General features: G+C 72.3%; 21 protein-coding genes. 6 read left to right on the top strand and 15 right to left on the bottom strand.

Annotated features, from left to right (window positions below; all coding sequences use genetic code 11):
- Positions 1–55 precede the first annotated feature (55 nt).
- Both QNO21_RS12825 and QNO21_RS12830 read right to left on the bottom strand, forming a co-directional pair.
- Complete coding sequence (locus tag QNO21_RS12825; protein ID WP_257518223.1) at positions 56–1,057, bottom strand: ABC transporter substrate-binding protein; 1,002 nt, start codon at positions 1,055–1,057, stop codon at positions 56–58.
- Positions 1,058–1,232: 175 nt separating this feature from the next.
- Positions 1,233–2,393, bottom strand: coding sequence for a LacI family DNA-binding transcriptional regulator (locus tag QNO21_RS12830; protein ID WP_257518224.1), 1,161 nt, complete (start codon positions 2,391–2,393; stop codon positions 1,233–1,235).
- A gap of 152 nt (positions 2,394–2,545) precedes the next feature.
- Here QNO21_RS12830 and QNO21_RS12835 point away from each other — a divergent pair, with 152 nt between their 5' ends.
- Positions 2,546–3,895 (top strand): HNH endonuclease signature motif containing protein, encoded by a 1,350-nt coding sequence (locus tag QNO21_RS12835; RefSeq protein ID WP_257518225.1) that lies wholly within the window; start codon positions 2,546–2,548, stop codon positions 3,893–3,895.
- A 71-nt stretch (positions 3,896–3,966) separates the two neighbouring features.
- On the opposite strand, the gene QNO21_RS12840 is transcribed toward QNO21_RS12835, so the two are convergent.
- Genes QNO21_RS12840 through QNO21_RS12850 form a run of 3 tightly spaced genes read right to left on the bottom strand, consistent with a single transcriptional unit; the run spans position 3,967 to position 8,173 of the window.
- Positions 3,967–6,834 (bottom strand): ABC transporter permease, encoded by a 2,868-nt coding sequence (locus QNO21_RS12840; RefSeq protein ID WP_257518226.1) that lies wholly within the window; start codon positions 6,832–6,834, stop codon positions 3,967–3,969.
- Complete coding sequence (locus QNO21_RS12845) at positions 6,831–7,562, bottom strand: ABC transporter ATP-binding protein (protein WP_257518227.1); 732 nt, start codon at positions 7,560–7,562, stop codon at positions 6,831–6,833. The genes QNO21_RS12840 and QNO21_RS12845 overlap by 4 nt, the downstream gene beginning before the upstream one ends.
- On the bottom strand, positions 7,559–8,173 hold the full coding sequence (locus QNO21_RS12850; RefSeq protein WP_257514674.1) for a PadR family transcriptional regulator: 615 nt from the start codon (positions 8,171–8,173) through the stop codon (positions 7,559–7,561). Before QNO21_RS12850 ends, QNO21_RS12845 begins: the two co-directional genes overlap by 4 nt.
- A 109-nt stretch (positions 8,174–8,282) precedes the next feature.
- Here QNO21_RS12850 and QNO21_RS12855 point away from each other — a divergent pair, with 109 nt between their 5' ends.
- Together QNO21_RS12855 and QNO21_RS12860 are read left to right on the top strand one after the other, a co-directional pair.
- A complete protein-coding gene (locus tag QNO21_RS12855; RefSeq protein ID WP_257518228.1) occupies positions 8,283–8,897 on the top strand; it encodes a DnaJ family domain-containing protein in 615 nt (204 codons plus the stop codon).
- Between the two features lie 166 nt (positions 8,898–9,063).
- The gene (locus tag QNO21_RS12860) at positions 9,064–9,606 is read left to right on the top strand and encodes a ribonuclease H family protein (protein WP_257514672.1); all 543 of its coding nucleotides are present in this window, start codon (positions 9,064–9,066) and stop codon (positions 9,604–9,606) included.
- 28 nt (positions 9,607–9,634) lie between these two features.
- Here QNO21_RS12860 and msuE read toward each other — a convergent pair whose 3' ends face one another.
- From msuE to QNO21_RS12875, 3 genes are read right to left on the bottom strand one after another with little or no spacing between them, the layout of a single operon-like run.
- Entirely contained in the window at positions 9,635–10,225 is a 591-nt protein-coding gene (gene msuE / locus QNO21_RS12865) for an FMN reductase (protein ID WP_257518229.1), read from the bottom strand.
- Positions 10,222–11,217, bottom strand: a complete 996-nt coding sequence (locus QNO21_RS12870) for a ketopantoate reductase family protein (protein ID WP_257514670.1) — start codon at positions 11,215–11,217, stop codon at positions 10,222–10,224. The genes msuE and QNO21_RS12870 overlap by 4 nt, the downstream gene beginning before the upstream one ends.
- Complete coding sequence (locus tag QNO21_RS12875) at positions 11,214–12,062, bottom strand: sulfurtransferase (protein WP_257514669.1); 849 nt, start codon at positions 12,060–12,062, stop codon at positions 11,214–11,216. Before QNO21_RS12875 ends, QNO21_RS12870 begins: the two co-directional genes overlap by 4 nt.
- A gap of 150 nt (positions 12,063–12,212) precedes the next feature.
- On the opposite strand from QNO21_RS12875, the gene QNO21_RS12880 reads away from it, so the two are divergent.
- On the top strand, positions 12,213–14,462 hold the full coding sequence (locus tag QNO21_RS12880) for an LLM class flavin-dependent oxidoreductase (RefSeq protein ID WP_257518230.1): 2,250 nt from the start codon (positions 12,213–12,215) through the stop codon (positions 14,460–14,462).
- A 104-nt stretch (positions 14,463–14,566) separates the two neighbouring features.
- On the opposite strand, the gene QNO21_RS12885 is transcribed toward QNO21_RS12880, so the two are convergent.
- Genes QNO21_RS12885 through QNO21_RS12915 form a run of 7 tightly spaced genes read right to left on the bottom strand, consistent with a single transcriptional unit; the run spans position 14,567 to position 21,973 of the window.
- Positions 14,567–15,160, bottom strand: coding sequence for an alkylhydroperoxidase domain protein (locus QNO21_RS12885; RefSeq protein WP_257518231.1), 594 nt, complete (start codon positions 15,158–15,160; stop codon positions 14,567–14,569).
- Positions 15,157–15,759, bottom strand: a complete 603-nt coding sequence (locus tag QNO21_RS12890) for a CMD domain protein (protein WP_257518232.1) — start codon at positions 15,757–15,759, stop codon at positions 15,157–15,159. Before QNO21_RS12890 ends, QNO21_RS12885 begins: the two co-directional genes overlap by 4 nt.
- Complete coding sequence (locus QNO21_RS12895) at positions 15,756–16,796, bottom strand: putative FMN-dependent luciferase-like monooxygenase (RefSeq protein ID WP_257518233.1); 1,041 nt, start codon at positions 16,794–16,796, stop codon at positions 15,756–15,758. The genes QNO21_RS12890 and QNO21_RS12895 overlap by 4 nt, the downstream gene beginning before the upstream one ends.
- Complete coding sequence (locus tag QNO21_RS12900) at positions 16,793–18,460, bottom strand: dipeptide ABC transporter ATP-binding protein (protein WP_257518234.1); 1,668 nt, start codon at positions 18,458–18,460, stop codon at positions 16,793–16,795. The genes QNO21_RS12895 and QNO21_RS12900 overlap by 4 nt, the downstream gene beginning before the upstream one ends.
- Positions 18,460–19,374, bottom strand: a complete 915-nt coding sequence (locus tag QNO21_RS12905) for an ABC transporter permease (RefSeq protein WP_257518235.1) — start codon at positions 19,372–19,374, stop codon at positions 18,460–18,462. The genes QNO21_RS12900 and QNO21_RS12905 overlap by 1 nt, the downstream gene beginning before the upstream one ends.
- Positions 19,371–20,318 carry an ABC transporter permease gene (locus QNO21_RS12910; protein WP_257518236.1) on the bottom strand — a complete coding sequence of 316 codons (948 nt, stop codon included), beginning with the start codon at positions 20,316–20,318 and terminating at the stop codon, positions 19,371–19,373. Before QNO21_RS12910 ends, QNO21_RS12905 begins: the two co-directional genes overlap by 4 nt.
- Complete coding sequence (locus QNO21_RS12915) at positions 20,318–21,973, bottom strand: TIGR04028 family ABC transporter substrate-binding protein (protein WP_257518237.1); 1,656 nt, start codon at positions 21,971–21,973, stop codon at positions 20,318–20,320. The genes QNO21_RS12910 and QNO21_RS12915 overlap by 1 nt, the downstream gene beginning before the upstream one ends.
- A 220-nt stretch (positions 21,974–22,193) precedes the next feature.
- On the opposite strand from QNO21_RS12915, the gene QNO21_RS12920 reads away from it, so the two are divergent.
- A complete protein-coding gene (locus tag QNO21_RS12920; protein ID WP_374211397.1) occupies positions 22,194–22,928 on the top strand; it encodes an L-ribulose-5-phosphate 4-epimerase in 735 nt (244 codons plus the stop codon).
- A 180-nt stretch (positions 22,929–23,108) separates the two neighbouring features.
- On the top strand, positions 23,109–23,402 hold the full coding sequence (locus tag QNO21_RS12925; RefSeq protein ID WP_257516770.1) for a hypothetical protein: 294 nt from the start codon (positions 23,109–23,111) through the stop codon (positions 23,400–23,402).
- Positions 23,403–23,428 lie beyond the last annotated feature (26 nt).

The raw sequence follows: 23,428 nt of genomic DNA on the forward strand, positions 1-23,428 counted from the left end.
CCGGCCCCGCACCGCATGTCCATGACTCTGAGGTGGGCGACAACGCGCCCGACGCTCAGTACTGGCGGTCAGCCAGAACGCTGTCGGCTGACTCGGGCGAGTCGAAAGCTGTGCTGGGGACGATGATGTACGACTCGACGTCGGCACCTTCCAGCGCCTTCGCGACGACGTCCAGCGCGGTGTCGCCGAACAGCGGGTTGTACTCGTGCACGAAGCTCAGCTGCCCGGCGGCGAGTGCTTCCATCGCCGCGCGGGTGCCGTCGATGGTGGCGATCTTCACGTCGACGCCCGGCGTGAGGCCTGCCTCCTCGACGGCCTGAGCCGCACCGAGTCCCATCTCGTCGTTCTGGGCGAAGATCAGCTGGATGTTGTTGCCGTTGGCCTTCAGGAGGGTCTCGGTGACGCTCTTGCCCTCTTCGGCCGACCAGTTGGCCGTCTGCGCCGCGACCTTCACCAGCCCGGAGCCTTCGACTGCGGCATCCCAGCCCTCGTTGCGCTCGTTGACGACGCCGACTCCTGCTGGGCCCTCGAGAACGATGTAGTTGCCGCCATCGGGGAACTGCGAGACGGCCCACTCGCCGACCGCCTCGGCGACGACGACGTTGTCCGGCGCGATGCGGGTGACGTACAGGCTCGTGTCGTCGGGCTCGATACCGCGGTCCAGAAGCACCACCGGAATCTCGGCTTCCTGGGCACGCGCGAGCGAGTCCTCCCAGCCGGACGCCTCCGTCGCCGAAAGCAGGATGACGTCGACGCCTTCGTCCACGAACGACGTGAAAGCGTCGATCTGCGACTTCTGGTCGAGGTTCGTCGCCGGCGCGTACCTGAGGTCGTACCCGGCGTCTTCTGTGAACGTCGACTGGATGTTGTCCTCGTTGGCCTCGCGCCAGGCTCCCTCGGGGCCCACCGCGACGAAGCCGACCGTGATCAGATCGCCGTCACCGCCGGCACCGGCGTCACCGCCGTCGCCACCCCCGGCGCAACCGGCCAGCCCCAGAGCCAGGGCCCCCGCCCCGACGAATCCCAGCAGATTGAGCATCCGCTTCTTGTGTGCCATTTCTCCTCCTTGAGACTTCGGCGTGCACCCGTCGAAGTGAAAAGACGTGCCCGGAAGCACGCTCGGGTATGTGTGCGCCTCAACTGTGCGCGCTAACATCGCCCACCACAAGTGGCCCGTTTCGATTCGTTACGCTCTCGTTACCGCGCGCCCGCCCCGCGCCCGAGGCCAGTTCTCACGCGGACGGATGCGCCGTCGAGCTCCGCACGATCAGCTTGGGCTCGATCATGTCGTGCTGCACCTGAGCGTCGCCGTCGATCGCGGCGATGATCTGCTGCAGGGCGAGTTCGCCGAGCGCAGCGAAGTCCTGTCGCACCGTCGTCAGGGGCGGCAGGAAGTGGCGCGCGTCCGGCAGATCGTCGAAGCCGACGACACTGATGTCCTGCGGAACGCGCAGTCCCTGCTCCCACAGGCCGTGCACGAAGCCCAGGGCCATCTGGTCGTTGGCGGCGAACACGGCGGTCACGCCGTTGGGTTCGAAGTCCCGACCGATCGCGTAGCCGAAGTCCGACGTCCAGTCGCCCGAGAGCGACTTCGGGATGGGCAGCCCGGCCAGCGCGAGCGCGTCACGCCACCCGCCTTCTCGCTCGCGGGCGTCGTACCAGTCCAGCGGCCCCGACAGATGAAGGATCGACCGGTGCCCTCGCTCGATGAGGTGGGTGACGGCGAGCGTCGCACCGGCGCGCTGGTCGACAGCGACCGAGTGCCAGACATCATCCTGCTCGGCCTTCACGACGATGGTCGGAAGCCCGGTGCTCTGCTGCCGGAGGATGTCCAGCGACGACGCCCGCGGAGCGATGACGCACAGGGCATCCACGCCCTGCGTGACCAGTTCGACGACGCCGTCGTTGATCTGCGACTGCTCGTCGTCGGAGATCGAGAAGGCGCTGATCGCATACCCGACCTGTCGCGCCGCACCCTCGAGCGCGCGCAGCGTGCTGTTGGGCCCGTACTGCAGCGGAGCATCCACCAGCACGCCGATGCGCATCGCTCGACGCGTCGCGAGCGCACGCGCAATCGAGCTGCGTGTGTACTTCATCTCGTCGATCGCCTTGAGCACCCGACCGCGCGTGGAGTCACGGATGTTCGGGTGCCCGTTGAGCACGCGCGAGACGGTCATGTGCGAGACACCCGCCTGCTTCGCCACGTCGTAGATGCTCGGCCGCTGCCGGCCGCGATTCAGGTCGTTCACTTTCACCTCCGGCAGCACAAGCATGGTGGGTGCCGGAGTCGACCGCCACTTCGGGGGCGGCGAGCGGCGACTGAGGGCCGCTCGCTCGCGGCGCGTGAGCCCGGCCTTGGTCTCAGCGGCGGCGAGATATGCCTGGAACGACATGACTGTCTCCTTCACTCCCTGGTCGTCGACGGCTGATCTGGCCGCGGCCGTTCCCTCCCCGCTGGGCGTGGCCACGGGGTTATACACAATGGGGGGGTTGGCCTGGGGTTTCTCGGCCTTCAATGTCGGAGGGGGGCGCCAGAATCGGGGGTATGAACACCTCCCTGGCCGCCGGTTCGATCGCCATCTCGATCGCCACTGCCTCGCGCGGCGCGGTGATCACCGGTGTGGAAGACACGCGCCAGGCGATCGCGGCACTGCAGGCGGAAGAGCTGCATTGGCTGGCGCGGGCCGAGGTGCTCGCCGCGGAGGAGACCGCGCGGGTGCCGTCGAGTGAGGGGCGGGAGCGGGAGATGCCGCGGCGGGCGATGGCGGCCGAGCTCGCGGCGGTGCTGCGGCGGTCGGATCGGGGCATGCAGGAACGGATGCGTGACGCCGCGGTGCTGGTGGACGGGTTCCCGGCAACGCTCGGTGCGCTGGAGGCGGGGCGGATCGACGTGGCGCATGTGCGGGTGATTCAGGATGCCGGCGCGCGCATCACCGACCCTGACGCGCGGGCCCGGTTCGAACAGGCCGCGCTGGTGGTGGCGGAGCGGGAGACGCCGGGTCGGGCGAAACCGATCATCCTGATGCTCGCCCAGAAGCTCGACCCGGTGCCGCTGGAAGAACGGCACGCCGAAGCAGCGGCCGGGCGGCGGGTGTGGGTGCGGGACCTCGACGACGGCATGGCGGAACTGGCGGCGGTGCTGCCGGCGCCGCTGGCGTACGCGATTAAGGACCGGCTCACAGCGCATGCCCGAGAGATCGTCGCGGCGGCACGGGCCGCGCGGGCGGCCGCGGATGGCGAGGGCACGGAGGGCACCGCCGACGTCATCGCGACCGACCACCGCACCACCGACCAGGTCCGCGCCGATGTGCTCACCGACCTTCTCCTCACCGGGCACGCGAGCGCGCCGGTGTCCGCCGGGAGCATCCCCGGAACCACGGCGATCACCGCGCACGTGCAGATCACGATCCCCGCGGCGACCTTGACAGGCGAGGGCACCGAACCCGCCGAACTCGTGGGGTACGGGCCCATCGACCCCGACACCGCCCGGCACCTCGCCGCCGCTGCCGACGTCTGGGAACGGTTGTTCACCTCCCCCACGACCGGGGCGGTGCTGCAGGTCGACACCTACCGACCCAGCGTGCAGATTCGCCGGCTCCTCGACGCGAGGGACGAGCACTGCCGGTTCCCCGGCTGCCGGCGACCAGCCCGACACTGCGACGGCGACCACACCATCGACGCCGCCCTCGGCGGACCGACCCGAGTCACCAACCTCGCCAACCTCTGCCCCGGACGACATCACCCCGTCAAACACGGCACCGCATGGAGCGTGGTCCAGAAACCCGACGGCATCCTCGAATGGACCAGCCCCACCGGACGCGTCTACGTCGACATCCCTCGCCGGGTGCTGGAGTTCATGGCCCTCGCCGCCGCGGAAGAACCCGCACCGTTCTGAGCGATCGCCGCACAGCCCGGCGCCCGCCAGAGGCCAGCGCTCACTGTCAGCGCTCAAGAGCCGCGTGGCGTTCACGCGATGGCGGTGCGACGGGTGAGGTCCGGATGCCGCGGCGGCACGAGCCACGACACGATCGCGATCGCGAGCGGCAGGCCCACGGCCAGGAGGGCGAGCCACAACCACGGCAGGTCGGCGAGCTGCGGCGGGTTGTAGCTGTTCTGGCTGGCGAGCACCAGGCCCCACACCGGCAGGATGCCGGCTACCGCGCCCGTCACGGTGCCGAGCCCCGTGATCACGAGCGCTTGCCACAGCGCGATGCCGCGGCGCAGGCGCCGGCTGCCTCCGACGGCGGCGAGCGTCGCGTCATCGGGGCGGCGCTCGACGCGCGCAAGCCCGAGGGCGACGGCACTGGCGGCGACCACGAGCACGCCCGTCGCGCCGAGGATGAGCCACAGCCAGCCGGCGGGGGCGGACGGGCCGCTCTCGAGCTGAGGCCACAGGTAGACGTCGGGGTTCATGCGCGACGCGGCCTCGGCGTCGGCGCGCAACCGGTCCAATGCCGTGACCGACAGGGGCTCGTCGTAGGCGGCGACGAGGGTGAAGCCGCCGTAGCCGATGCCGAGGCGGTCGGCCGTCTGCGACGAGACGACCACGGCCCAGGGCAAGGCCACGGGCGTCTGCAGATCGACGACCTCGAGCGAACGCTCGTCGCGCGTCTGAACCGTGGCCGCGTCCCAGGATCCGTCGATCTGCTCGACCGTCACGGTGCCCACCTCCACCCGCCCATCGCCAATGAGGAAGTCGGGGTTGGTGACGATGGCCGCCCCGTCGCGGAAGGCGGCGCGCGCGGCGCTGGGCACGGCGACCCCGAGCGCGGCGTCGAGGTCGGCGTCGTCGACCACGGCCAGGGCGTGGTGATATCCGGCGGCCGCAGCGCCGACGGGGACGCAGTTCGCGTTCGCCGCCGCAGCATCCGCGCAGTCGACGTAGTCCTGCAGCGCCGGGGCGACCACCGTGGCGTCGGGATTGCGCAGCCGCCCGGCTTCGTCGTACTGACCAGGCCAGCCCTGGGTGCGCACGAGCGACACCGCGGCGGGACCGGTGCGGGCGAGCAGCGCCCGCCCGCGTTCCTCAGCGGCCGCGAGCTGTGCGCCCGGGTCGTCCGTCTCCCCGAACGACGCCATGAGGGCGACGCTGCCCAGCGGCGCCTGGTGGAACCAGCCACGCTCGGCGGCCCCGAGGGCCACCGCGACCCCGCCGAGTGCGACCGACGACAGGAACGCGACGGCGGCGATGGCGGCGAAGGCCGGCACGATGCGGCCCGGGTTCGCCGCGGCGTCGCGGCTTGCGATGCGCGGGGCCAGTCCCAGCCGCGACAGCACGCGGGCCAGCAGCGTCAGCAGCCAATGCCCCGCGAGGATGACGCCCACCTGCAGCAGCAGCGGGCCGGCGATGATTCCGATGGTGCCCGCGACCCACAGCGGATGCGGCGTGCCGTCGGCGACGACCGGATCGACCGTGGCGAGCACCGTGCCCGACGCCGCCGTGAGACCGACGCCGACGACCAGCAGCAGCGAGCCCCACAATGGCCGATCGGTGCGCACCCGCACCGGACGCCGGGCGCCGCGCAGCGCCGCGATCACCTCACCGCGGGTGGCGGCTCGTGCCGGCATCAGGGCGGCGAGCGTGCCCACCAGGACAGCGAACACCACGACTCCGGCGAGCGCAGGCCACGGCAGGTGCAACCCCCAGAAGGCGGCGGCGGAACCGTCGTCCAGCAGGTGCAGGAACAGGATGCCGAGACCGATGCCCATCCCGGCGCCTATGACACCGCCCACCAGCCCCAGCACCGTGCCCTGCAGCAGCACGATGCGCAACACGTCGCCCCGCGCCGCACCGACGCTCGCCGCCACGGCGAGCGCGCGCTGCTGACGGCGAGCACTGACGGAGAACGCGGCCCCCGCCAGGAGTACGACCAGGTAGCCGCTGAACGCTGCGGCGGCGGCGACGACGGCCGCGATCGACCAGACCGCGCCGTCGGACAGGCCCGGCGCCGCACCGGCCCCCGGATTGGCGTACAGGTGGCGGTCCAGCACGATGAGGCCCTCGTGGTTGAGGTCTGCCACATCATCGGCGGTCGGACTCCACTCCGGAAGGAACCAGCGCGTGGCCATGACGTCGGTCTGCAGCGCGCGCGTCGCGGCGGTGGCGGGGAGGAAGACGACCTCCGCGGCATCCGCGTCTTCAGCCTGCGTCATGACGCCGGTGATCGTGAAGGATGCCGCCGGCTCGGTGAGCACCAGTTCGTCACCGATGGCGGCGCCGAGGCGCTCGAGGGCGCCGGGAGACACCATCGCCTCGCGCGCATTCGCGGGGGCACTCCCGTCGTGGAGGTCGAAGCGGCCGGCGAGCACGGGATCCCACGCGTCTCCGATGACGGCCGCGAGCGCGCCGGTACCGCCCGCGGTCTCGGCGGTGACGGCGCCCTCGCCGATCTCGATCGCGTCGAGCCCGCGAGGCAGCAGCGGCGCGGCGCTCTCGGGCATCGGCTGCTCCGCGTTCGCCGGGATGCCGGTCATGTCGTCGCGGTCGATCTCCCACCAGGCGGGCCGGTCGAGGTACTGCCGCAGCGACGGGTCGGGGCCGTGCACGACCGCCACCCAGCTATCAGCCTGGCCGAGCTCGGCGGTGAGCGTCTCTTCGGTCGTCGGGATGTGGCTGACGCCGAAGACGATGCCGCCGGAAACGAGCGCCATCGGCAGCGCGATGAGGGTCACCACGAGCAGGCTCGACGCCCAGGCGCGGCGCACCTGCCGCGACGCGAGGCGCAGGTCGGCGCGCAGGCGGGGCCAGGGGGAGCGGCGCTCGACGGGCGGACGGACGGAGGGTGCGGCGGACGGCGGCCCCGCGAGGTCGGGGGCCGGGGCGGTGACGGTCATCGCGCGTCGCTCAGCAGCGAGTCGGCGCCGGCGCGGCGGGATTCGTCGACGACGCGGCCGTCGCGCAGGAACACGATGCGATCGGCCCACGCGGCGTGACGCGGCTCGTGCGTGACGAGGATGCCGGCGGCTCCGGCATCCACTCGGGAGCGCAGCATCTTCATGACCGCCTCGCCCGTCACCGAGTCGAGGGCACCGGTGGGTTCGTCGGCGAGGATCAGCCGGCGTCCGCCGACCACGGCGCGGGCGATGGCGACCCGCTGCTGCTGGCCGCCGGAGAGGTCGTCGGGGTAGGCGTCGAGCTTGTCCTCGAGACCGACGGCGGCGAGCGCATCCTTGCCGGCCCGGCGCGCCACCCGGGCCCGGAAGCCGTCGAGTTCGAGCGGCAGCGTGACGTTCTCCATGGCCGTGAGGGTGGGGATGAGGTTGAAGTCCTGGAAGACGAAGCCCAGCGACTGCCGCCGCAGGCGGGCGAGTTCGCGGGCGGATGCCGTTGAGAGGTGCGTGCCCTCGACGATGACCTCTCCGGTCGTGGGCTGCTGCAGGCCGCCGGCGATCGAGAGCAGGGTCGACTTGCCCGAGCCGGATGCCCCCATCACGGCGACCAGTTCGCCGCGGGCGACGTCGAGGTCGACGCCCACGAGGGCGCTGACGGCGGTCTCGCCCACGCCGTACTGCTGCGTGACTCCGACCAGGCGCAGCACCGGGCCGGTCGTCGCGGCGGTCATCGCGCTGACTCTGCCGTGGTTGCGGCGGCCTTGGCGGGGCGGCCCCGCTTGGGCTTGTCGGTCGACAGCTCCAGCGCCATCGCGTGGCGCGGATGCATCGCGAGACGCTGCTCGGTGTGATCGAGCCAGCGCACCTCGGCCTCGGCGGTGAAGATCATCGCGTCGACGACCAACGACCAGGCCAGCTCCTCCGGCCCGTTCGGGTCGGCGCCGGCATACTTCGCGCGCTGCAGCTCCTGCAGCTGGGCGAGGGATGCGCGGCGCTGCGTCTGGATCACCTCCGCGACGTCCACGCCCGGGAGGGTCGCAGCGACGGCGAGCTTGATCGCGAGCTCGTCCCGCGTGCCCTGGCCTCGTTCCACCGGGGAGCCGAGCCAGGCGCGCACCTCGGCCCGGCCGGCATCCGTGATCTGCCAATACACGTGACCCTGCTCGTCGATGTCGCCCTTCTCGACGAGGCCGTCGCGCTCGAGGCGGTCGAGGGTGTTGTAGATCTGGCCCACGTTGAGCGGCCAGGTCGAGCCGGTGCGCCGGTCGAACTCGGCTCGCAGCTGGTAGCCGTAGCAGGGGCCCTGGTCGAGGATCGCCAGCAGGCTCTGTCGTACCGACATCGTTTCTCCCATCAATGCATACCGCGTATGTGATTTCTGAGTATATACATACGCGGTATCTTCACGACGAGCCAGACCGCTATTACCGTGGGAGGGGCGGGAGGTGGAGATGAGCGAGGATCCCCGGCTGGATGCCGCGCGATACCGCGTCGACAAGCTCCAGCGCGAGATGGATGCCGAGACGGAGGGCGATGCCCCCGCAGAGCCGGAAGCCGCACCTCCGGAGGCCGACCATGTGCGCTCGAGCGCGGGCAGCTCGATGGCGACCGACCGCGTGGCCTTCGTCGAGACGTCGATCCAGCAGGCAATCCGACGCGGCGAGTTCGACGACCTGCCCGGGGCGGGCAAGCCGCTCGAAGGGCTCGGTGCGCAGCACGACCCGGACTGGTGGATCCGCCGCAAGATCCAGACCGAGAAGCTCACCGGTCTCGGGCCGCCGTCCCTGATGCTCCGCACCGAGCACGCCGAGTTCAGCGAGCGCGCCGACGCGTTCTTCCGGGAGCAAGAGGTGCGCGACTATGTCGCGGACTTCAACCGCCGCGTGATCGAAGCGCGACGCCAGCTGCAGGGCGGGCCGCCGGTCGTCACGCCGCTGCACGACGTCGAGGAAGAGGTGGCCGCCTGGCACGAGCGCCGCGCGGCACGGCAGGCCGCGGCATCCGCCCCTGCCGACGCCGACGCCGCGCGCCCGCGCCGGCGCTGGTGGCGGCGCCCACGCCCGTGACGCGCGGCGCACCCCGCGCCGGCGCGCACGCGCCTCGGTCGTCACGAAAGGCCCGGTCACGGGGCCACAACGGCACATTTGCGACGACCGAAGCCACTCGCACCCGGCGCCCCGGACGCCCGCTCCGGCACGGGGACCAGCACCGGGGAAGGTAACCTTGCGGGCGATGACTTCCCCCGATTCTCCCGACTCCCCCTACATCGTGGCCACCGACGGAGCCTGCAAAGGCAACCCCGGACCGACAGGATGGGCGTGGGTCGCCGCCGACGGGCATTGGGCCGCGGGGGCCATCCCGCAGGGCACGAACAACGTCGGCGAGCTGATGGGGCTGCTGAAGGCGATCACCGACCACCCGGATGTGGCGAATCTGCACATCCAGGCCGACTCGAAGTACGCGATCGACACCTACCAGTCCTGGATGGACGGCCACCGCCGCCGCGGCTGGAAGACCTCCACGGGCTCCCCCACGAAGAACCGCGACCTGCTCGAGCAGCTGATCGTCGCCCGCGACGCCCGCCGCGCGGCCGGCCTTCCCGACGTCGTGCTCGAGCACGTGCGCGGTCACCGCGGGCACGTGCTCAACGAGTGGGCCGACGAGCGCGCCGTGCGCGCGGCCGAGCACGCGGCCAAGGGCATCGCGAGCGCCTGGTCCTCACTCGGCGGCAAGGAAAAGCTCGACGTCGCCGCCGCCCCGGCCAAGAAGCGCTGACGCCCGAGCGGATGCCGCGGCATCCGCCTCACCAGTTCGATACGTACAGCGACACCTCCTGGTCGACGGCCTTCCGCGCCAGCGGCAGACCCGTCTCGACCGCCTGCCCGATGCGGGCGCGCACCTGCGGCGAGCGCAGCGCGTACCCGTCGAAGTCGGCGGCGCTGGCGTAGACGCCGACGGGCAGCGTCAGCGCCTGGAAGAAGCCGAACAGCGGCCGCAACTGGTGTTCCAGGATGAGCGCGTGCCGATCGCCGCCGCCGGTGGCCGCGAGCAGCACGGGGGCGCCCACGAGCGCGTACTGCTCGACGAAGTCGAACAGGTGCTTGAAGAGTCCGGTGAACGACGCCCGGTAGACGGGCGATGCCACCACCAGCAGGTCGGCCGTCTCGATGTCGCGGAGGGCCTGCTGCGCCGGGGCGCCCAGCTGCTCCCGGGTGAGGGCGCCGGCGAAGGATCCGCCGAGGTCGGCGACCTCGATGATGCGGGAGCTCGTCGGCACCCGGGCCGACACGGCATCCATGATCGCCGAAAGCAGCACCGTCGTCTTGCTCGGCGCCTGCAGGGCACCGGACACGCCCACCACCCGCAGCGGCGACATGGAGTCCGGCGCGCTCACCGGCGCGACCGCTCCGCGCCGACGAGATCGAAGCCGAACTCCACCGGCAGCGGCAGTTCGCCCGGACCGCCGCTGCGCTGCGCGAGCCCTCCGAGCGCCCGGGCGACCGCCACATTCAGCGGCGCCGCAACGCCGGCGAGCCGCGCCAGCAACGCGACCTCCCCGCTCAGGTGGTCCACCTCGCTCGAGGCACCCTGGGCGAAGCTCTGCCAGACCGCGCCGTGCCGGGGATCGTGCCCCGGCACCTCGCCGACCTGTAGCCGCGCGCCGTCCCACGACGGTGCGATCGCCAGCCCTGCGGCGGCGAAGACCGCGCGGGCCTCGGCGGCGAGGGCGGCGGCGGCATGCTCGGCCTGCTCGATCGTCGCGTCGAAGACGTCCACCACGATGCCGAGGCTCGCGACCAGCTTTCGGCGCTTGGCCGCCGCGATGTCAGGCTCGACGGATGCCGCGAAGCCCGCCGCCGCGAGCGCCAGCCGGTGCCGCTCCTCCTGCGAGGGCAGCGGCCGGGGAAAACCACCCAGCCACGCCGCACCGACGATCGGGTGCGCCGCGGCGACCACCACGCCGGGCTCGGCGAGGGCAACCGGGGCACCGATCGAGACCCCGACGACCGTGTCGAACCGGCGAAGGGCGGTGCGCTCCGCGGCCAGGCCGTTTTGCAGGGTGAGGATCGGAAGGTCCGCGACGACCCCGCGGCCGTCGACGAGCGGGGTCCAAGCGATCGCGGCGAGGGTCTCTTCCACGTGCTGCGCCCGCACGGCCAGCACCAGGGTGTCGGCGGCCGTCGGCCGGGCCACGGCGACGGAGCCGACGACCTCGACCGGCACCGTCTCATCACCGTGGGGCCGGCGAACGCGCACTCCGTCGCGGGCGATCGCGGCGCGGGCGGACTCCCGTGCCACCAGCACGACGGGAACCTGGGCGAGCGTCCATTGCGCGGCGAGCAGCCCCCCGACTGCGCCCGCGCCGACGACGATGTAGCGGCTCATGAACGCCCGCCCGGCTGGGACCCGACCGCCACCGGGCGGTCGGGATGGTTGGACCACTGGCTCCACGAGCCCGGATACAGGTGCGCCTCGTACCCCGCGAGGGTGAGCGCGAACGCGGTGTGCGCGGCGGTGACCCCCGAGCCGCAGTACACCCCGACCGGCGCGTCATCGGTCACCCCGAACTCCGCGAAGCGCTCGCGCAGCGCCGCGTGATCGAGAAAGCGGCCCTCGGCATCGACGTTGCCGGTCGTGGGCGCGTTGAGCGCTCCCGGAATGTGCCCGGCGCGCGGGTCGATCGGCTCCGCGTCTCCGCGATAGCGCTCCTCGGAACGCACGTCCAACAGCACCCCGCGCTCGGGGAACGCGGCCGCGGCGGCCATCGTCAGTCGGGGCAGGATGCCGCGGCGAAGCGTCACGCTGCCGGGGACCGGCACGACGCTGCCCCCCTCGAGCGGATACCCGGCAGCCGTCCAGCCCGAGAGCGCACCATCGAGGATGCGGACGTCCGCGATGCCGGCGTCGGTCAAGAGCCACCACGCGCGTGCGGCGGCGAAGGACGAGAGGTCGTCGTAGACCACGACCGTGTCGCCGTCGTCGATGCCCCACCGCCGCGCCGCCTCGCCCAGCTGCGCGGTCGGCGGCAGCGGGTGGCGGCCATCGGTCGGCTCCCCACGCCCGGCGAGCTCGCGGTCGAGATCGACGTAGACCGCCGTGGGGATGTGCCCGGCGCGGTACTCCACCCGCCCGTCGGGGCGGTCCAGGCGCCAACGCACGTCGAGGACCCGCACCGGCTCCTCACGCTCGAGCAGCTCGGCGAGGTCATCGGGACTGATGAGAAGGGACATGGTTCTCCCGGGTGTCGGTCGCCCGCGGCGAGGCGCAGCGGACGTGGCGGTGCGCCCAGGCTAAGCAACGGCCCGCGTGCGCGTCACGTGTCGCGGGCAAGTGTGTCGATGGCTTTCGCCGTGTGACGCCCTGTGTCGGGGGAATGCCGCGTGGATGCCTCGGGGAAGCATTCCCGCCCCCTGGGTGTTGCCGGGGGTGTGGACTACGGACATGACCTGCTCTTCGGCACTTTCCTCACCCCTGCCGCGGCGAACCCGCAGCACGTGGTGCAGCTGACCCAGCTGAGCGAGCAGCTCGGCTACGACCTGGCCACCTTCCAGGACCACCCCTACCAGCCGCGGTTCCTCGACACCTGGACCCTGATGTCGTACGCCGCCGCCGCGACCTCGACCATCCAGATCTCCCCCAACGTGGCGAACCTGCCGCTGCGGCCGGCGCCGGTGCTGGCGCGCGCCGCGGCATCGCTCGACCTGCTCTCCGGCGGCCGGTTCAATCTGGGCCTGGGAGCGGGGGCGTTCTGGGACGCGATCGAGGCGATGGGGGTGCCACGGCTCACGCCCGGCGAGTCCGTCGAAGCCCTGAGCGAGGCGATCGATCTCATCCGGGAGCTCTGGGCGGTCGGCGAGCGCGGGGCGGTGCACGGCGGCGAGCACTATCCCGTGCACGGCGCCAAGCGGGGCCCCGCGCCCGCCCACGAGGTGCCCATCTGGCTGGGCGCCTACAAGCCCCGCATGCTGCGCCTCACCGGCCGCAAGGCCGACGGCTGGCTGCCGTCGCTGTCGTACATGCAGCCCGGCGACCTCGCCGCCGGCAACGCGCGCATCGACGACGCGGCCGCCGACGCCGGGCGTCACCCGGGCGAGGTGCGGCGGCTGCTGAACATCTCCGGCCGCGAGAGCGCCGACCAGCTCATCGAGTTCGCCCTGCAGGAGGGCATGTCGTCGTTCATCGTCAGCAGCGACGACCCCGCATTCCTGGAACGGTTCGCGTCGGAGACGATCCCCGTCGTGCGGGAGGCGGTCGCCGCCGAACGTGCCCGCACGGGCAGCGCCGCGCCGGGCCGCAGCGCCCGCGCGATCGCGCAGCGCCGGGAGGGCATCGCCTACGACGACCTGCCGGCATCTCTGCGTGAGACGGCGATCGAACCCGGCGACTTCGCGTACCGCACGGTCCGCTCCACCTATATGCGCGGCGGCTCGCCCGGCATCGTGCTGCGGCCCCGTGACGTCAGAGAGGTGGCGGATGCCGTCGCATTCGCCCGCCGGCATCGGCACGTCCCCTTCGGCATCCGCAGCGGCGGGCACGGCGTCAGCGGCCGCAGCACCAACGACGGCGGCATCGTCGTGGACCTCGGGGCGCTGTCGCAGATCGAAGTGCTCGACCCCGAGACCCGCCGGGTGCGGATCGGCCCGGGAGCGCGGTGGATGCAGGTCGCCCGCGCGCTCGAACCGCACGGGTGGGCCATCTCCAGCGGCGACTACGGCGGCGTCGGCGTTGGCGGACTCGCCACGGCGGGCGGCATCGGCTTCCTCGCCCGCGAGCACGGTCTGACGATCGACCGCATGGTGGCGGCCGACGTGCTGCTCGCCGACGGCACGGTGGTGCGCGCCAGCGCGGACGAGAACCCCGACCTGTTCTGGGCCGTGCGTGGCGCCGGGGCCAACGTCGGCATCGTCGTCGCGTTCGAGTTCGAGGCATCCCCCGTCGGCGACCTCGGCTGGGTGCAGCTCGCGTTCGATGCGACCGACACGGCCGGCTTCGTCCGCGGGTTCGGCGCGACGATGCAGGCGGCGCCGCGCGACGTCACGCTGTTCGCGATCCTGGCCCCTGCCCGGGCCGGGCAGCCTCCCATCGCGCAGGTTTACGGCGTGGTGGACAACCCGGATCCGGACACGATCATCGAGCGGCTGCAGCCCTTCGCGCAGATCGCCCCGCTGGTGGGGCAATCCGTGCAGCTGTCGACCTACGCCGCAGTCATGGCCAATGCGGCCGACACCGCGCACGACGGGCAGGGCGAACCCAGGTTCCGCTCCGGTCTGCTGCGCGACCTCGATGAGTCCGCCGACGCCATCGCGGCCCTCGTGGCCTCGGGGTCGAGCCCGTGGTTCCAGATCCGCTCCGTCGGCGGCGCGGTGGCCGACGTCCCCGCCGATGCGACCGCGTACGCGCACCGTGACGCGGCCTTCTCGGTCACCGCGATCGGCCGCGGCCCCGTCTTCGATCAGCTCTGGGACGCCGTCGCGACGCACTTCGACGGGCTGTACCTCAGTTTCGAGTCGCGCACCGACCCCGCGCTGATCGGCGAGGCGTTCCCGCCCGCCACCCTCGCGCGGCTACGGGACATCAAGCGCCGCTACGACCCGGAGGGCCTCTTCCGCGACAACTTCCCCGTCGCCTGACGCGTCCGCGTCCGCCCCGGGGCTGCTCGGGTGTCACGAATGGCGGGTGCCGCCACGCGAGACGGTGCGAACGCGACACTCGAGCAGCTCGCGAGCGCGGGGGCTCAGGCGGGGGCGACGGGGTCGCCGAGCGACAGCATCAGCCGGTTCGCCCAGTTGAAGAACGCGGCGCCGTGCACGACGTCGGCGATCGCGAGGTCATCCAGGCCCGCCTCCCGCAGCCGTTGCACGTGGTCCACCGTCAGCGCCGAGGGGGTGCGGGTCAGCGCGACCGCCGCGGCGACGATCGCGTTCCACCGCTCGCCGAGGTCGGCATCGACCCCCTCGTCGAGCAGGCGCTGCACGTCGTCGGGGTTGCCGGAGTGGTGCGCGGCGAACCGGGAGTGCACCGACGCGCAGAAGACGCAGCCGTTGAGGCGGGATGCCGCCGTGGCGGCGAGCTCCCGCTCGGCGCGGGGCAGCCCACCGTCGGTGTTGTAGAAGATGTCCTTGTCGACGCGGGTGCGGGCGCCCAGGATCTCCGGGTCGCGCACCAGCAGGCGGAAGTAGTCGCTCGACGCACGTCCCCGGTCGACGAGGCCGGCGTGGTCCCGCTCGTCAAGGTCGGCGATGGGCTTCGGCTCGAGGTGCGGGGTCCAGCCGACGTGGTCGCGCGTGAACCGTTCGGGGACGGTGGCGGTGGGCGTGTCGATGGTCATGCTGCGGCCTCCTCGGCGATGGTGCGCAGGCCGATCACGACCCGCTGCTGGAACGACAGGAACGCCACCAGCTGCGACAGGGTGACGACGGCGTCGACCGACCACCCGGCATCCGTCAGCGCGGCGAGCGCGGCGGCGTCCGCCTCGCGCGGGCGCACCACCAGGAGGTGGGTGTGCTCGAGGGCGGCGGCGAGCCGTTCGCCGACCGCCGCGCGCAGCTCGGCGGGTGCCTGCCAGCGCAGGCCCTCGGTGCTCTCGGCCTGCAGGCCGGGTTCGCGGTACCGGCCGAAGGGCCCGGGCGCGGCGGCTCCTGCGGCGGCGTCGATCACGGCGGCGGCGCGCTCGGGGTCGGTCTCGGTCGCGTGGGCCCGGTAGAACGCGGCGGTGGCGTCGTCGCCCGTGAGACGGGTGGCGAACGCGGCGATCAGCAGGCGGTCCGCGAGCGACACCTCGGTGTCGCCCCGCGGGGCGAACAGCGCGGCGAAGCTCTCCTGGGCCTGGTCCCGGGTGACGGGACGCTGCCGGCGCAGCGCGTCGAGCGCGGAGCCAGGCGTGACGACGGCGAGCTCGTCGATGACATCGGGCGGGAAGGCGGTCATACGGTGCTCCATTCGTGAGCGGCAGAGGCGGAGGCGGGGACGGATGCCGGGGTCGTCCAGCCCAGCACGGGCGCGACCTCGGTGGCGAACAGCTCGATCGAGCGCAGCACCAGCTCGTGCGGCGCGTCGACGGAGTGCACTTGGAAGGCGACCTCGTCGGCACGGGCGAGCACCGGGTCGGCGGCGAGCGATGCGGCGACGTCGTCGGGCCTGCCCACGTGGGTGTCGGTCGCGCGGATGAGTCCGGGAAGGTCGTCGGGCAGGGCGTGGCCCGCCCGGCGCAGGCCCACCGCGGCCCGCCTGAGCCCGATCTCGGCCAGACGCAGCGCCTCGTCGCGGTCGTCGGCGACGAAGACGGTGCGCGACGCCGTGATCCGCGGGGTCGCCCCCGCCGGCAGAGCCTCGAGGTACGCATCGACGATGGGCTGCTGCAGGTCGGCCAGCGACGCATCCGGGCGGGCCTCGGGGCGCGGCTGCGTGCGCGAGAGCAGCAGACCGTCGCCGGCGACGCCCGCCCGGGTGCCGCCGGGGGCAGAGAAGGTCGCCTGCCAGAGCCGGTCGCGCAGCGTGCCGGCAGACGGGTACAGTCGCGCACCGCCGCCCAGGTCGCCCCCGGCGAGCGCGGCGTGGAGAACGCCGAGCTTGCGCTCGTACTGCGGGGTCTTCTCGGCCGGGTCGATACCGAACGGCACGAACGACGAGGGCGCTCCGCCGCTGCCGAGTCCGAGGTCCACGCGGCCGTCCGAGAGCAGGTCGGCGACCACGGCGTCCTCGGCCACCCGCACCGGGTCCTCCAGGGTGAGGGTGACCACGCCGGTTCCGAGACGGATGCCGGTGGTGCGCGCGGCCGCGGCGGCGAGGAAGACGAACGGCGACGGCAGCCCGCCCTCCTCGGCGCGGAAGTGGTGCTGCGCGACCCAGGCGCGGCCGATGCCGAACCGCTCCGCATGCTGGATCTGCTCCAGCGCGAGGCGGAACCGCTCGGCGGGCGGCGCGTCGTCGAGCAGTCGGGTGAACAGGGCCAGTCGCTGGGTCATGCGGGTACTCCTTCTGTGGGCACGGCCGCCGGTGGCGGCGCAGGGTGCCGGGTGCCGCCGGGGATGGCGGCCAGCAGCCGTGCGGTGTCTTCGGTCTGCGGATCGGTGAAGATCCGCTCGGTGGTGCCGCTCTCCACGATCCGGCCGGCACGCAGCACCGAGACGGTGTCGCTGATGCGGCGGACGACGGCGAGGTCGTGCGAGATGAAGAGATAGGTGACGCCGAGGCCCTGTTGCAGTTCTTCGAGAAGCCGCAGGATCTGCGCCTGCACGGTGACATCCAGCGCCGACACCGCTTCGTCGAGCACGACGACCCGCGGTTCCAGCACGAGGGCGCGGGCGATCGCGACGCGCTGTCGCTGTCCACCCGACAGCTCGCGTGGGCGTCGGGCGGCCACGTCGGCCGGCAGTGCCACGCGCTCGAGCATCTCGGCGACGCGGCGCTGCCGCTCGCTGCGATCGCCCAGGCGGTAGTTGACCAGCGGCTCGGCGACGATCGCCCCGACGCTCTGCCGCGGGTCGAGCGACGCGAAGGGGTTCTGGTAGACCATCTGCACGTCGCGGCGGAACGCCGCGGCATCCGCCCGGCGCAGCCGTGCCACCTCGTGACCGGCGACGACGGCGCTGCCGGCGGTGGGCCGCTGGAAGCCCATGACGATGCGGGCGAGGGTGGTCTTGCCCGACCCTGACTCCCCCACGATCGCGTGGGTGGTGCCCGGCGCCACGGTGAACGACACGTCGTCGACGGCCCGCAGCGGGTCACGCCGCCGCCCGCGCGGGAAGTGCTGCGACAGCCCAGTGACGGTGATCGCCGGCGATTCGGCCGCTGCGCCCGCAGCCAGTGCCACCCGCTGCCGCGGCGACCGAACGGCTGTGTCGAACGACGGAGCGTCGGCCAGCAGGCGACGGGTGTACGCGCTCTGCGGGTCCTGCAGCACGCGGGCGGTGTCCCCGGCCTCCTGCAGGCGGCCTCCCTGCAGCACCGCGATGCGGTGCGACCGGTCGGCCGCGACGGCGAGGTCGTGGGTGACCATGAGCACCGCGGTGCCGTGCTCGCGGCGGAGGTCATCGATGAGGTCGAGGATCGTCTTCTGCACCGTCACGTCCAGGGCGCTGGTGGCTTCGTCGGCGATGAGCAGCGCCGGTTGCAGGGCGATGGCCGCGGCGATGAGGGCTCGCTGCTTCATCCCGCCCGACAGTTCATGGGGGTACTGCCGCGCCCGCAGGTCGGGCTCGGGAATGCCGACGCGATCGAGCAGCTCCACCACCCGGCGGCGGCGGGCCGCCTCGTCCTTCCAGCGGTGCACGCGCAGCACCTCGGCGACACTGTCCCCGATGCGGGCGACCGGGTTGAGCGAACTGTGCGGGTCCTGCGGGATCCAGCCGATGCGCGTGCCGCGGACGGCGCGGAACTGCCGGTCGGTCCACCCGGTGACGTCGAGCTCGCCGAGGGTCACCCGACCGGCCGTGATGCGTCCGTTGGCGGCGAGCAGCCCCGTGGCCGCCTGCGCCAGCGTCGTCTTGCCCGAGCCGGACTCCCCGACGACGGCCAGCACCTCGCCCTGGCCGAGCGCGAGGTCCACTCCCCGCAGCGCGGTCACCGCGGTGCCGGCCACGTCGTAGGCGACGTCGAGTCCCGACACCTGCAGCACATCGCGGGCCATCAGCGCCTCCCCCGCTCGGCCGCAGCCGCGCTCAGGCGGTTGGCGCTGAGGACGACCACCACCACGACGAGGCCGGGGAGGGTCGTCAGCCACCAGGCGGTGGCGATGTAGTCGCGCCCCTCGGCGATCATCAATCCCCACTCCGGAATGGGGGGCGGCGCCCCGTAGCCGAGGAACCCCAGCGCCGAGATCGCCAGGATCGCCGCCCCGAAGTTCAGCGCCGCCAGGGCGAGCACCGGGGTGAGGGAGTTGGGCAGGATGTGCCGGCGCAGCACCGTCCAGAACCCGCCACCGCTGGCGTACGCGGCCTCGACGTAGTCGGTGCCGCGCACCCGCAGCACCTCGGAGCGACTGAGCCGCGCGAAGCTCGCGATCGACCCGATCCCCACCGCGATGGCGGCCTGCACCGTGCCGAAGCCGAGGATGATGATGAAGCTGAGAGCCAGCAGCAGTCCCGGGATCGCCAGCAGCACGTCGACCACCCGCATGAGCACGTCGTCGACGAACCCGCCCAGCGACCCGGCAACGACCCCGAGCAGGGTCCCCCCGACCAGCCCGACGGCGACGGCCACGAGCGCTCCCGACAGGGACTGCACCGCGCCGTGCACGACGCGGGCGAACATGTCGCGGCCAGTGGCATCCGTCCCGAAGGGATGCAGCGCACTGGGTGCCTGCAGCGCCGCTGCGGCATCCCCCGCGATCGGATCGAGGGGCGTGAACAGCCCTGGGGCGATGGCCCATGCCACGACGATCGCCAGCACGCCCCAGGCCAGCACGACGCCGGGGCGGATGCGCCGCAGCCGCGCGCGTCGGCGGATGCCGCGCGACGTCGAGGCCGGGTCGTCGGGACGGGCGTGGACGGATGCCGCGTCGTCGACGAGATCGCCGACTCCGGCGAGGGTCTGCGTGCTCATGCGGGGACTCCTTCTCGGGCGCGCGCGGCCAGCCGCGGGTCCAGCACCGGGTACAGCAGGTCGACGACGAGGTTCACCACGACGAAGGACGCTGCCGCCAGCACCACCACCGCCAAGAGCACGGGGATGTCCTGCTGGCCCACCGCCTGCTCCGTGATGCGGCCGATGCCGGGGCGGCCGAAGACCGTCTCGGTCAGCACCGCGCCACCGATGAGGTCGCCCAGCAGCAGGCCCGCCATCGTGAGGGTCGGCAGGATCGCGTTCTTGGCGACGTTGCGCCCGAGGATCCACGCGGGCGTCGCGCCGCGGGCGCGCACCACGGCGACGAACGGCTGCGCCGCCACGTCGTCGATGCTGCGCACCAGGATCTGCGCGAGTGGGGCCGACAGCGGCACGGCGAGGGTGATCACGGGGAGGATGAGTCCTTCGACCGGGCCGGGCGCGATGACCGACACCCACCCGAGCTGGAAGCTCACCACCTGCACGAGCATGATGCCGAGCCAGAACGTGGGGATGGAGACGACCAGCGGCGGCACCGACCGCAGCAGGTCGCGCAGCCACCGCAGGCGCGGCAGGCTCGAGCCGAAGGCGATCGCCGCCGCCAGCAGCACCGCCGCGACCAGAGCGATGCCGCCGAGGGCCAGGGTGTGCGGCAGTGCCTCGGCCAGCAGTTGCCGCACCGGGGTGCCGGTCTGCAGCGAGTAGCCGAAGTCGCCCGCCGCGAACCCGAGCAGGGTGTGCACATACTGCACCGGCAGCGGGGTGTCGACGCCGAAGCGCTCGCGCACCTCGGCGATCTGCTGCGGCGACAGGCCGAGCTCGGGGTTTTCGTACTTGATCATGAGCGCGTCGCCGGGGAGCGCCTGCAGAAGCAGGAACGCCCCGGTGAACGCGGCCAGCAGCACGATGGCCGCCTGGCCGGCACGGCGGGCGAGGTAGCGCATCAGTCCGCGAGCCAGATCTCGTAGAAGCTCGGCCGCGCGACCGACTCGAAGGTGACGCCGTGCACGCGGGGAGCCGCGCCGTACACCTGGGGCTCCTCGAACAGGGGCACGACGTAGGCCTGGTCGGCCAGGTAGCGCTGAGCCTCCTGGCTCTCGGCGATGCGCTGGGCGGGGTCGGCCTCGGATGCCACGGCCTGCAGCAGCTCCTCCAGCTGCGCATCTGCGATCGTGCCGTCGTCGTAGTCGAGGTTGAGCAGGGCGTTGCGGTTCTGGGAGAAGAACTGGCTCTTGATGACGTCGAGGTCGGCGCGGGCGACCATCGAGTGGTAGACCTGCACCTGCTCGACATCCCGCACGGCCTCGGCTGCGGACCCGGCATCGGCCTTCAGGATCTGCAGGTCCACGCCGATCGTCTTCAGCTGCTGGCTGATGAGGGTCAGCGCCTCGAACGACCGCGGCTGGGGTGCCGATTCGTTCACGACGAGGGTGAGCTGCTTGCCGTCCTTCTCGCGGATGCCGTGTGCTCCCTCGACCCAGCCCGCTTCTTCCAAGAGCGTCTCGGCCCGCTCGGGGTCGTAGGCGAGCGCGTCGGAGGTGTCGACGTAGCCCTGCGCGCTGCTGCTGAGGATCGAGGTGGCCAGCGGGTAGCGGTCGGTGTAGATGGTGTCGACCACCTGCTGCCGATCGATGCCGGCGATGAGCGCCTGCCGCACCCGGATGTCGGAGAGGATCTCGCTTCCCGGGCGCAGGCTCAGGTGGTTGTTCACGCCGCCGGTCTGCGGCGCGTAGACGGCGAAGCCTGCGGCATCCACCTGTGCCTCGTCCTGCGCCTCGACGTAGCGGATGTAGTCGGCCTGTCCCGAGAGGAGCGCGCCCACCCGCACGCTGTCCTCGGGCGTCACCCGGATCTGCACCGCGTCCAGGTGCGCACGCCCCTGGTGGTCGCGGTCCGGCGGCGCCCAGTCGTAGTCGTCGCGGGCGGTGAGGGTGACGGCCGAGCCGATCTCCTCGTCGGTGATCGTGAATGGGCCCGACCCGATGACCTCGGCGGAGTTGCCGGGCGCGAACTGCTCGAGCGTGAAGTCCAGGGTGGCCGCCGACAGCAGGCCGGAGTTGTTGGTCGAGGTGGCCTGAAGGAATCCCGGCGACGGAGCGGTGAAGTGGAAGGTGACCGTGTCGGCGTCCACCACCTCGCTGCGTTCGTAGTTGTTGATCGCCTCCGAGACGGTGAGGCCCCGCTCGGGGTCACCGAGGCCGAACAGGTCGAAGTTCTTCGCGACGACCTCGGCGTCGAGCGGGGTGCCGTCCGAGAAGGTGACGTCGTCGCGCAGGTCGAAGGTGTACTCGGTCGCGTCGGCGTTCACCTCCCAGTCCGTCGCGATCCAGGGCTTGAGCTCCAGGGACTCGGGGTCCTGCCACACGAGGCGATCGAAGACGTTGTTGACGATGCCGCCGTTGGGATAGAAACCCGCCGACGGCGGATAGAGCGTCGTGTGCGCCTGGTGCTCGAGGTACACCAGCGTGCCGCCCTCGACCGGTTCCCCCGACCCGCTCGCGGCGGGGTCGGACGCGGCCGGCGCGCAGGCGGTGAGGGCGAGCAGTGCCAGCGCCGCCGCTGTGGCGGCCGCGGATCGGGTCGGGAAGGTGGCGGACATGGTGTGTCGCTTTCTCTCGGTGCGCCGGCGGCGTCTGGCCGTCGCGGCGGGGTGGAGGTCAGCGTAAGGAGGGCCGCGCGGGCCGCGGGCGGCGTGCCCGCCAATATGTCGGCCTGTGTCAGTGGCGGTCCGCACTCCGCGTCACCGCGCGGCGCGAGCGGGTGTTGTGTGGCGAAATGTGACGCGGTGCCGCGGACTCTGTCACCGGTAACATCGCCCCGTGACCGCTTCAACCCCTGCTTCTGCGCCGCTTGCTCCGTCCCCCGAGATCGAGGTCGCCGTGGCGCGTGTGCGCGCCGAGGTCGCGGCGCTGCACGCCGAGCTGGTGCGCTATGGCCTGGTCGTGTGGACCGGCGGCAACGTGTCGGGGCGGGTGCCGGGTGCTGACTTGTTCGTGATCAAGCCGTCGGGGGTGTCGTATGACGCCCTGGCGCCGGAGAACATGATCCTGTGCGACCTGGACGGCAACGTCGTCCCGGGAACGCCGGGCAGTGAGCGTTCCCCGTCGAGTGACACCGCGGCGCATGCGTATGTGTACCGGAACATGCCGCAGGTGGGCGGGGTGGTGCACACGCATTCGCCGTATGCGACGGCGTGGGCGGCGCGTGGCGAGGCGATCCCGTGTGTGATCACGGCGATGGCGGATGAGTTCGGTGGCGAGGTGCCGGTGGGGCCGTTCGCGATCATCGGTGACGATTCGATCGGCCGTGGGATCGTCGACACGCTCACCGGGCATCGGTCGCGGGCGGTGCTGATGCAGAACCACGGTCCGTTCACGATCGGTTCCAGTGCGAAGGATGCCGTCAAGGCGGCGGTGATGGTGGAGGACGTCGCCCGCACCGTGCATCTGGCCCGGCAGGGTGGGGAGCTCATCCCGATTGCGCAGGATGCGATCGACCGGCTCTACGACCGGTACCAGAACGTCTACGGACAGACCACTGACGACCGCCGGTAATCCGCGTCGAGGGCTAACCGACCACCGGCATCCTGTCAATCCCCTCCCCATCCCGAGACCCGCCGCGCACCCTCGGGGGTGGAGGCATGACCATGGATTCCCCATTCCCATCTCACCGTCGCCAGCAGCATCCGTCCCCGCGGGACCGCGTGCGTCCCGCCGCCCGTTTCGAGTGACGCCATGGAACGCATGACGGCTACCGGGCGCATCCGGGTGGAGCCGATGGGCCGCGGCGCCTGGCGACTGTGCGACCGCGCCCAAGAGGATGCCGGCCTCGCTCTGCTGGCCTACGTCGAGTACACATACGAAGGCGACTACGAGGCGATCTGGGTCGCCGTGGGCGCTGCGGCCAGCCGGCATCCGACCCTCGACGAGGTGATCCGCACCGCGCTGGAGTCGCTGGCGCCGGCCGCAGAGTCGCGGCGCACCAAGCCGATCCCCATCGCGCATCGTTCCCCCTTCGCCGCCCACTGAGCACGTGCCGCATGCGGCCCGCGATT

It is taken from the genome of Microbacterium sp. zg-Y818 (assembly GCF_030246905.1).
Lineage (GTDB): Bacteria > Actinomycetota > Actinomycetes > Actinomycetales > Microbacteriaceae > Microbacterium.

Coding starts and splice junctions, on each gene's coding strand:
- QNO21_RS12825 (WP_257518223.1), bottom strand. CDS start 1,057: ATGGCACACAAGAAGCGGATGCTCAATCTGCTGGGATTCGTCGGGGCG.
- QNO21_RS12830 (WP_257518224.1), bottom strand. CDS start 2,393: ATGTCGTTCCAGGCATATCTCGCCGCCGCTGAGACCAAGGCCGGGCTC.
- QNO21_RS12835 (WP_257518225.1), top strand. CDS start 2,546: ATGAACACCTCCCTGGCCGCCGGTTCGATCGCCATCTCGATCGCCACT.
- QNO21_RS12840 (WP_257518226.1), bottom strand. CDS start 6,834: ATGACCGTCACCGCCCCGGCCCCCGACCTCGCGGGGCCGCCGTCCGCC.
- QNO21_RS12845 (WP_257518227.1), bottom strand. CDS start 7,562: ATGACCGCCGCGACGACCGGCCCGGTGCTGCGCCTGGTCGGAGTCACG.
- QNO21_RS12850 (WP_257514674.1), bottom strand. CDS start 8,173: ATGTCGGTACGACAGAGCCTGCTGGCGATCCTCGACCAGGGCCCCTGC.
- QNO21_RS12855 (WP_257518228.1), top strand. CDS start 8,283: ATGAGCGAGGATCCCCGGCTGGATGCCGCGCGATACCGCGTCGACAAG.
- QNO21_RS12860 (WP_257514672.1), top strand. CDS start 9,064: ATGACTTCCCCCGATTCTCCCGACTCCCCCTACATCGTGGCCACCGAC.
- QNO21_RS12870 (WP_257514670.1), bottom strand. CDS start 11,217: ATGAGCCGCTACATCGTCGTCGGCGCGGGCGCAGTCGGGGGGCTGCTC.
- QNO21_RS12875 (WP_257514669.1), bottom strand. CDS start 12,062: ATGTCCCTTCTCATCAGTCCCGATGACCTCGCCGAGCTGCTCGAGCGT.
- QNO21_RS12885 (WP_257518231.1), bottom strand. CDS start 15,160: ATGACCATCGACACGCCCACCGCCACCGTCCCCGAACGGTTCACGCGC.
- QNO21_RS12890 (WP_257518232.1), bottom strand. CDS start 15,759: ATGACCGCCTTCCCGCCCGATGTCATCGACGAGCTCGCCGTCGTCACG.
- QNO21_RS12895 (WP_257518233.1), bottom strand. CDS start 16,796: ATGACCCAGCGACTGGCCCTGTTCACCCGACTGCTCGACGACGCGCCG.
- QNO21_RS12900 (WP_257518234.1), bottom strand. CDS start 18,460: ATGGCCCGCGATGTGCTGCAGGTGTCGGGACTCGACGTCGCCTACGAC.
- QNO21_RS12905 (WP_257518235.1), bottom strand. CDS start 19,374: ATGAGCACGCAGACCCTCGCCGGAGTCGGCGATCTCGTCGACGACGCG.
- QNO21_RS12910 (WP_257518236.1), bottom strand. CDS start 20,318: ATGCGCTACCTCGCCCGCCGTGCCGGCCAGGCGGCCATCGTGCTGCTG.
- QNO21_RS12915 (WP_257518237.1), bottom strand. CDS start 21,973: ATGTCCGCCACCTTCCCGACCCGATCCGCGGCCGCCACAGCGGCGGCG.
- QNO21_RS12925 (WP_257516770.1), top strand. CDS start 23,109: ATGGAACGCATGACGGCTACCGGGCGCATCCGGGTGGAGCCGATGGGC.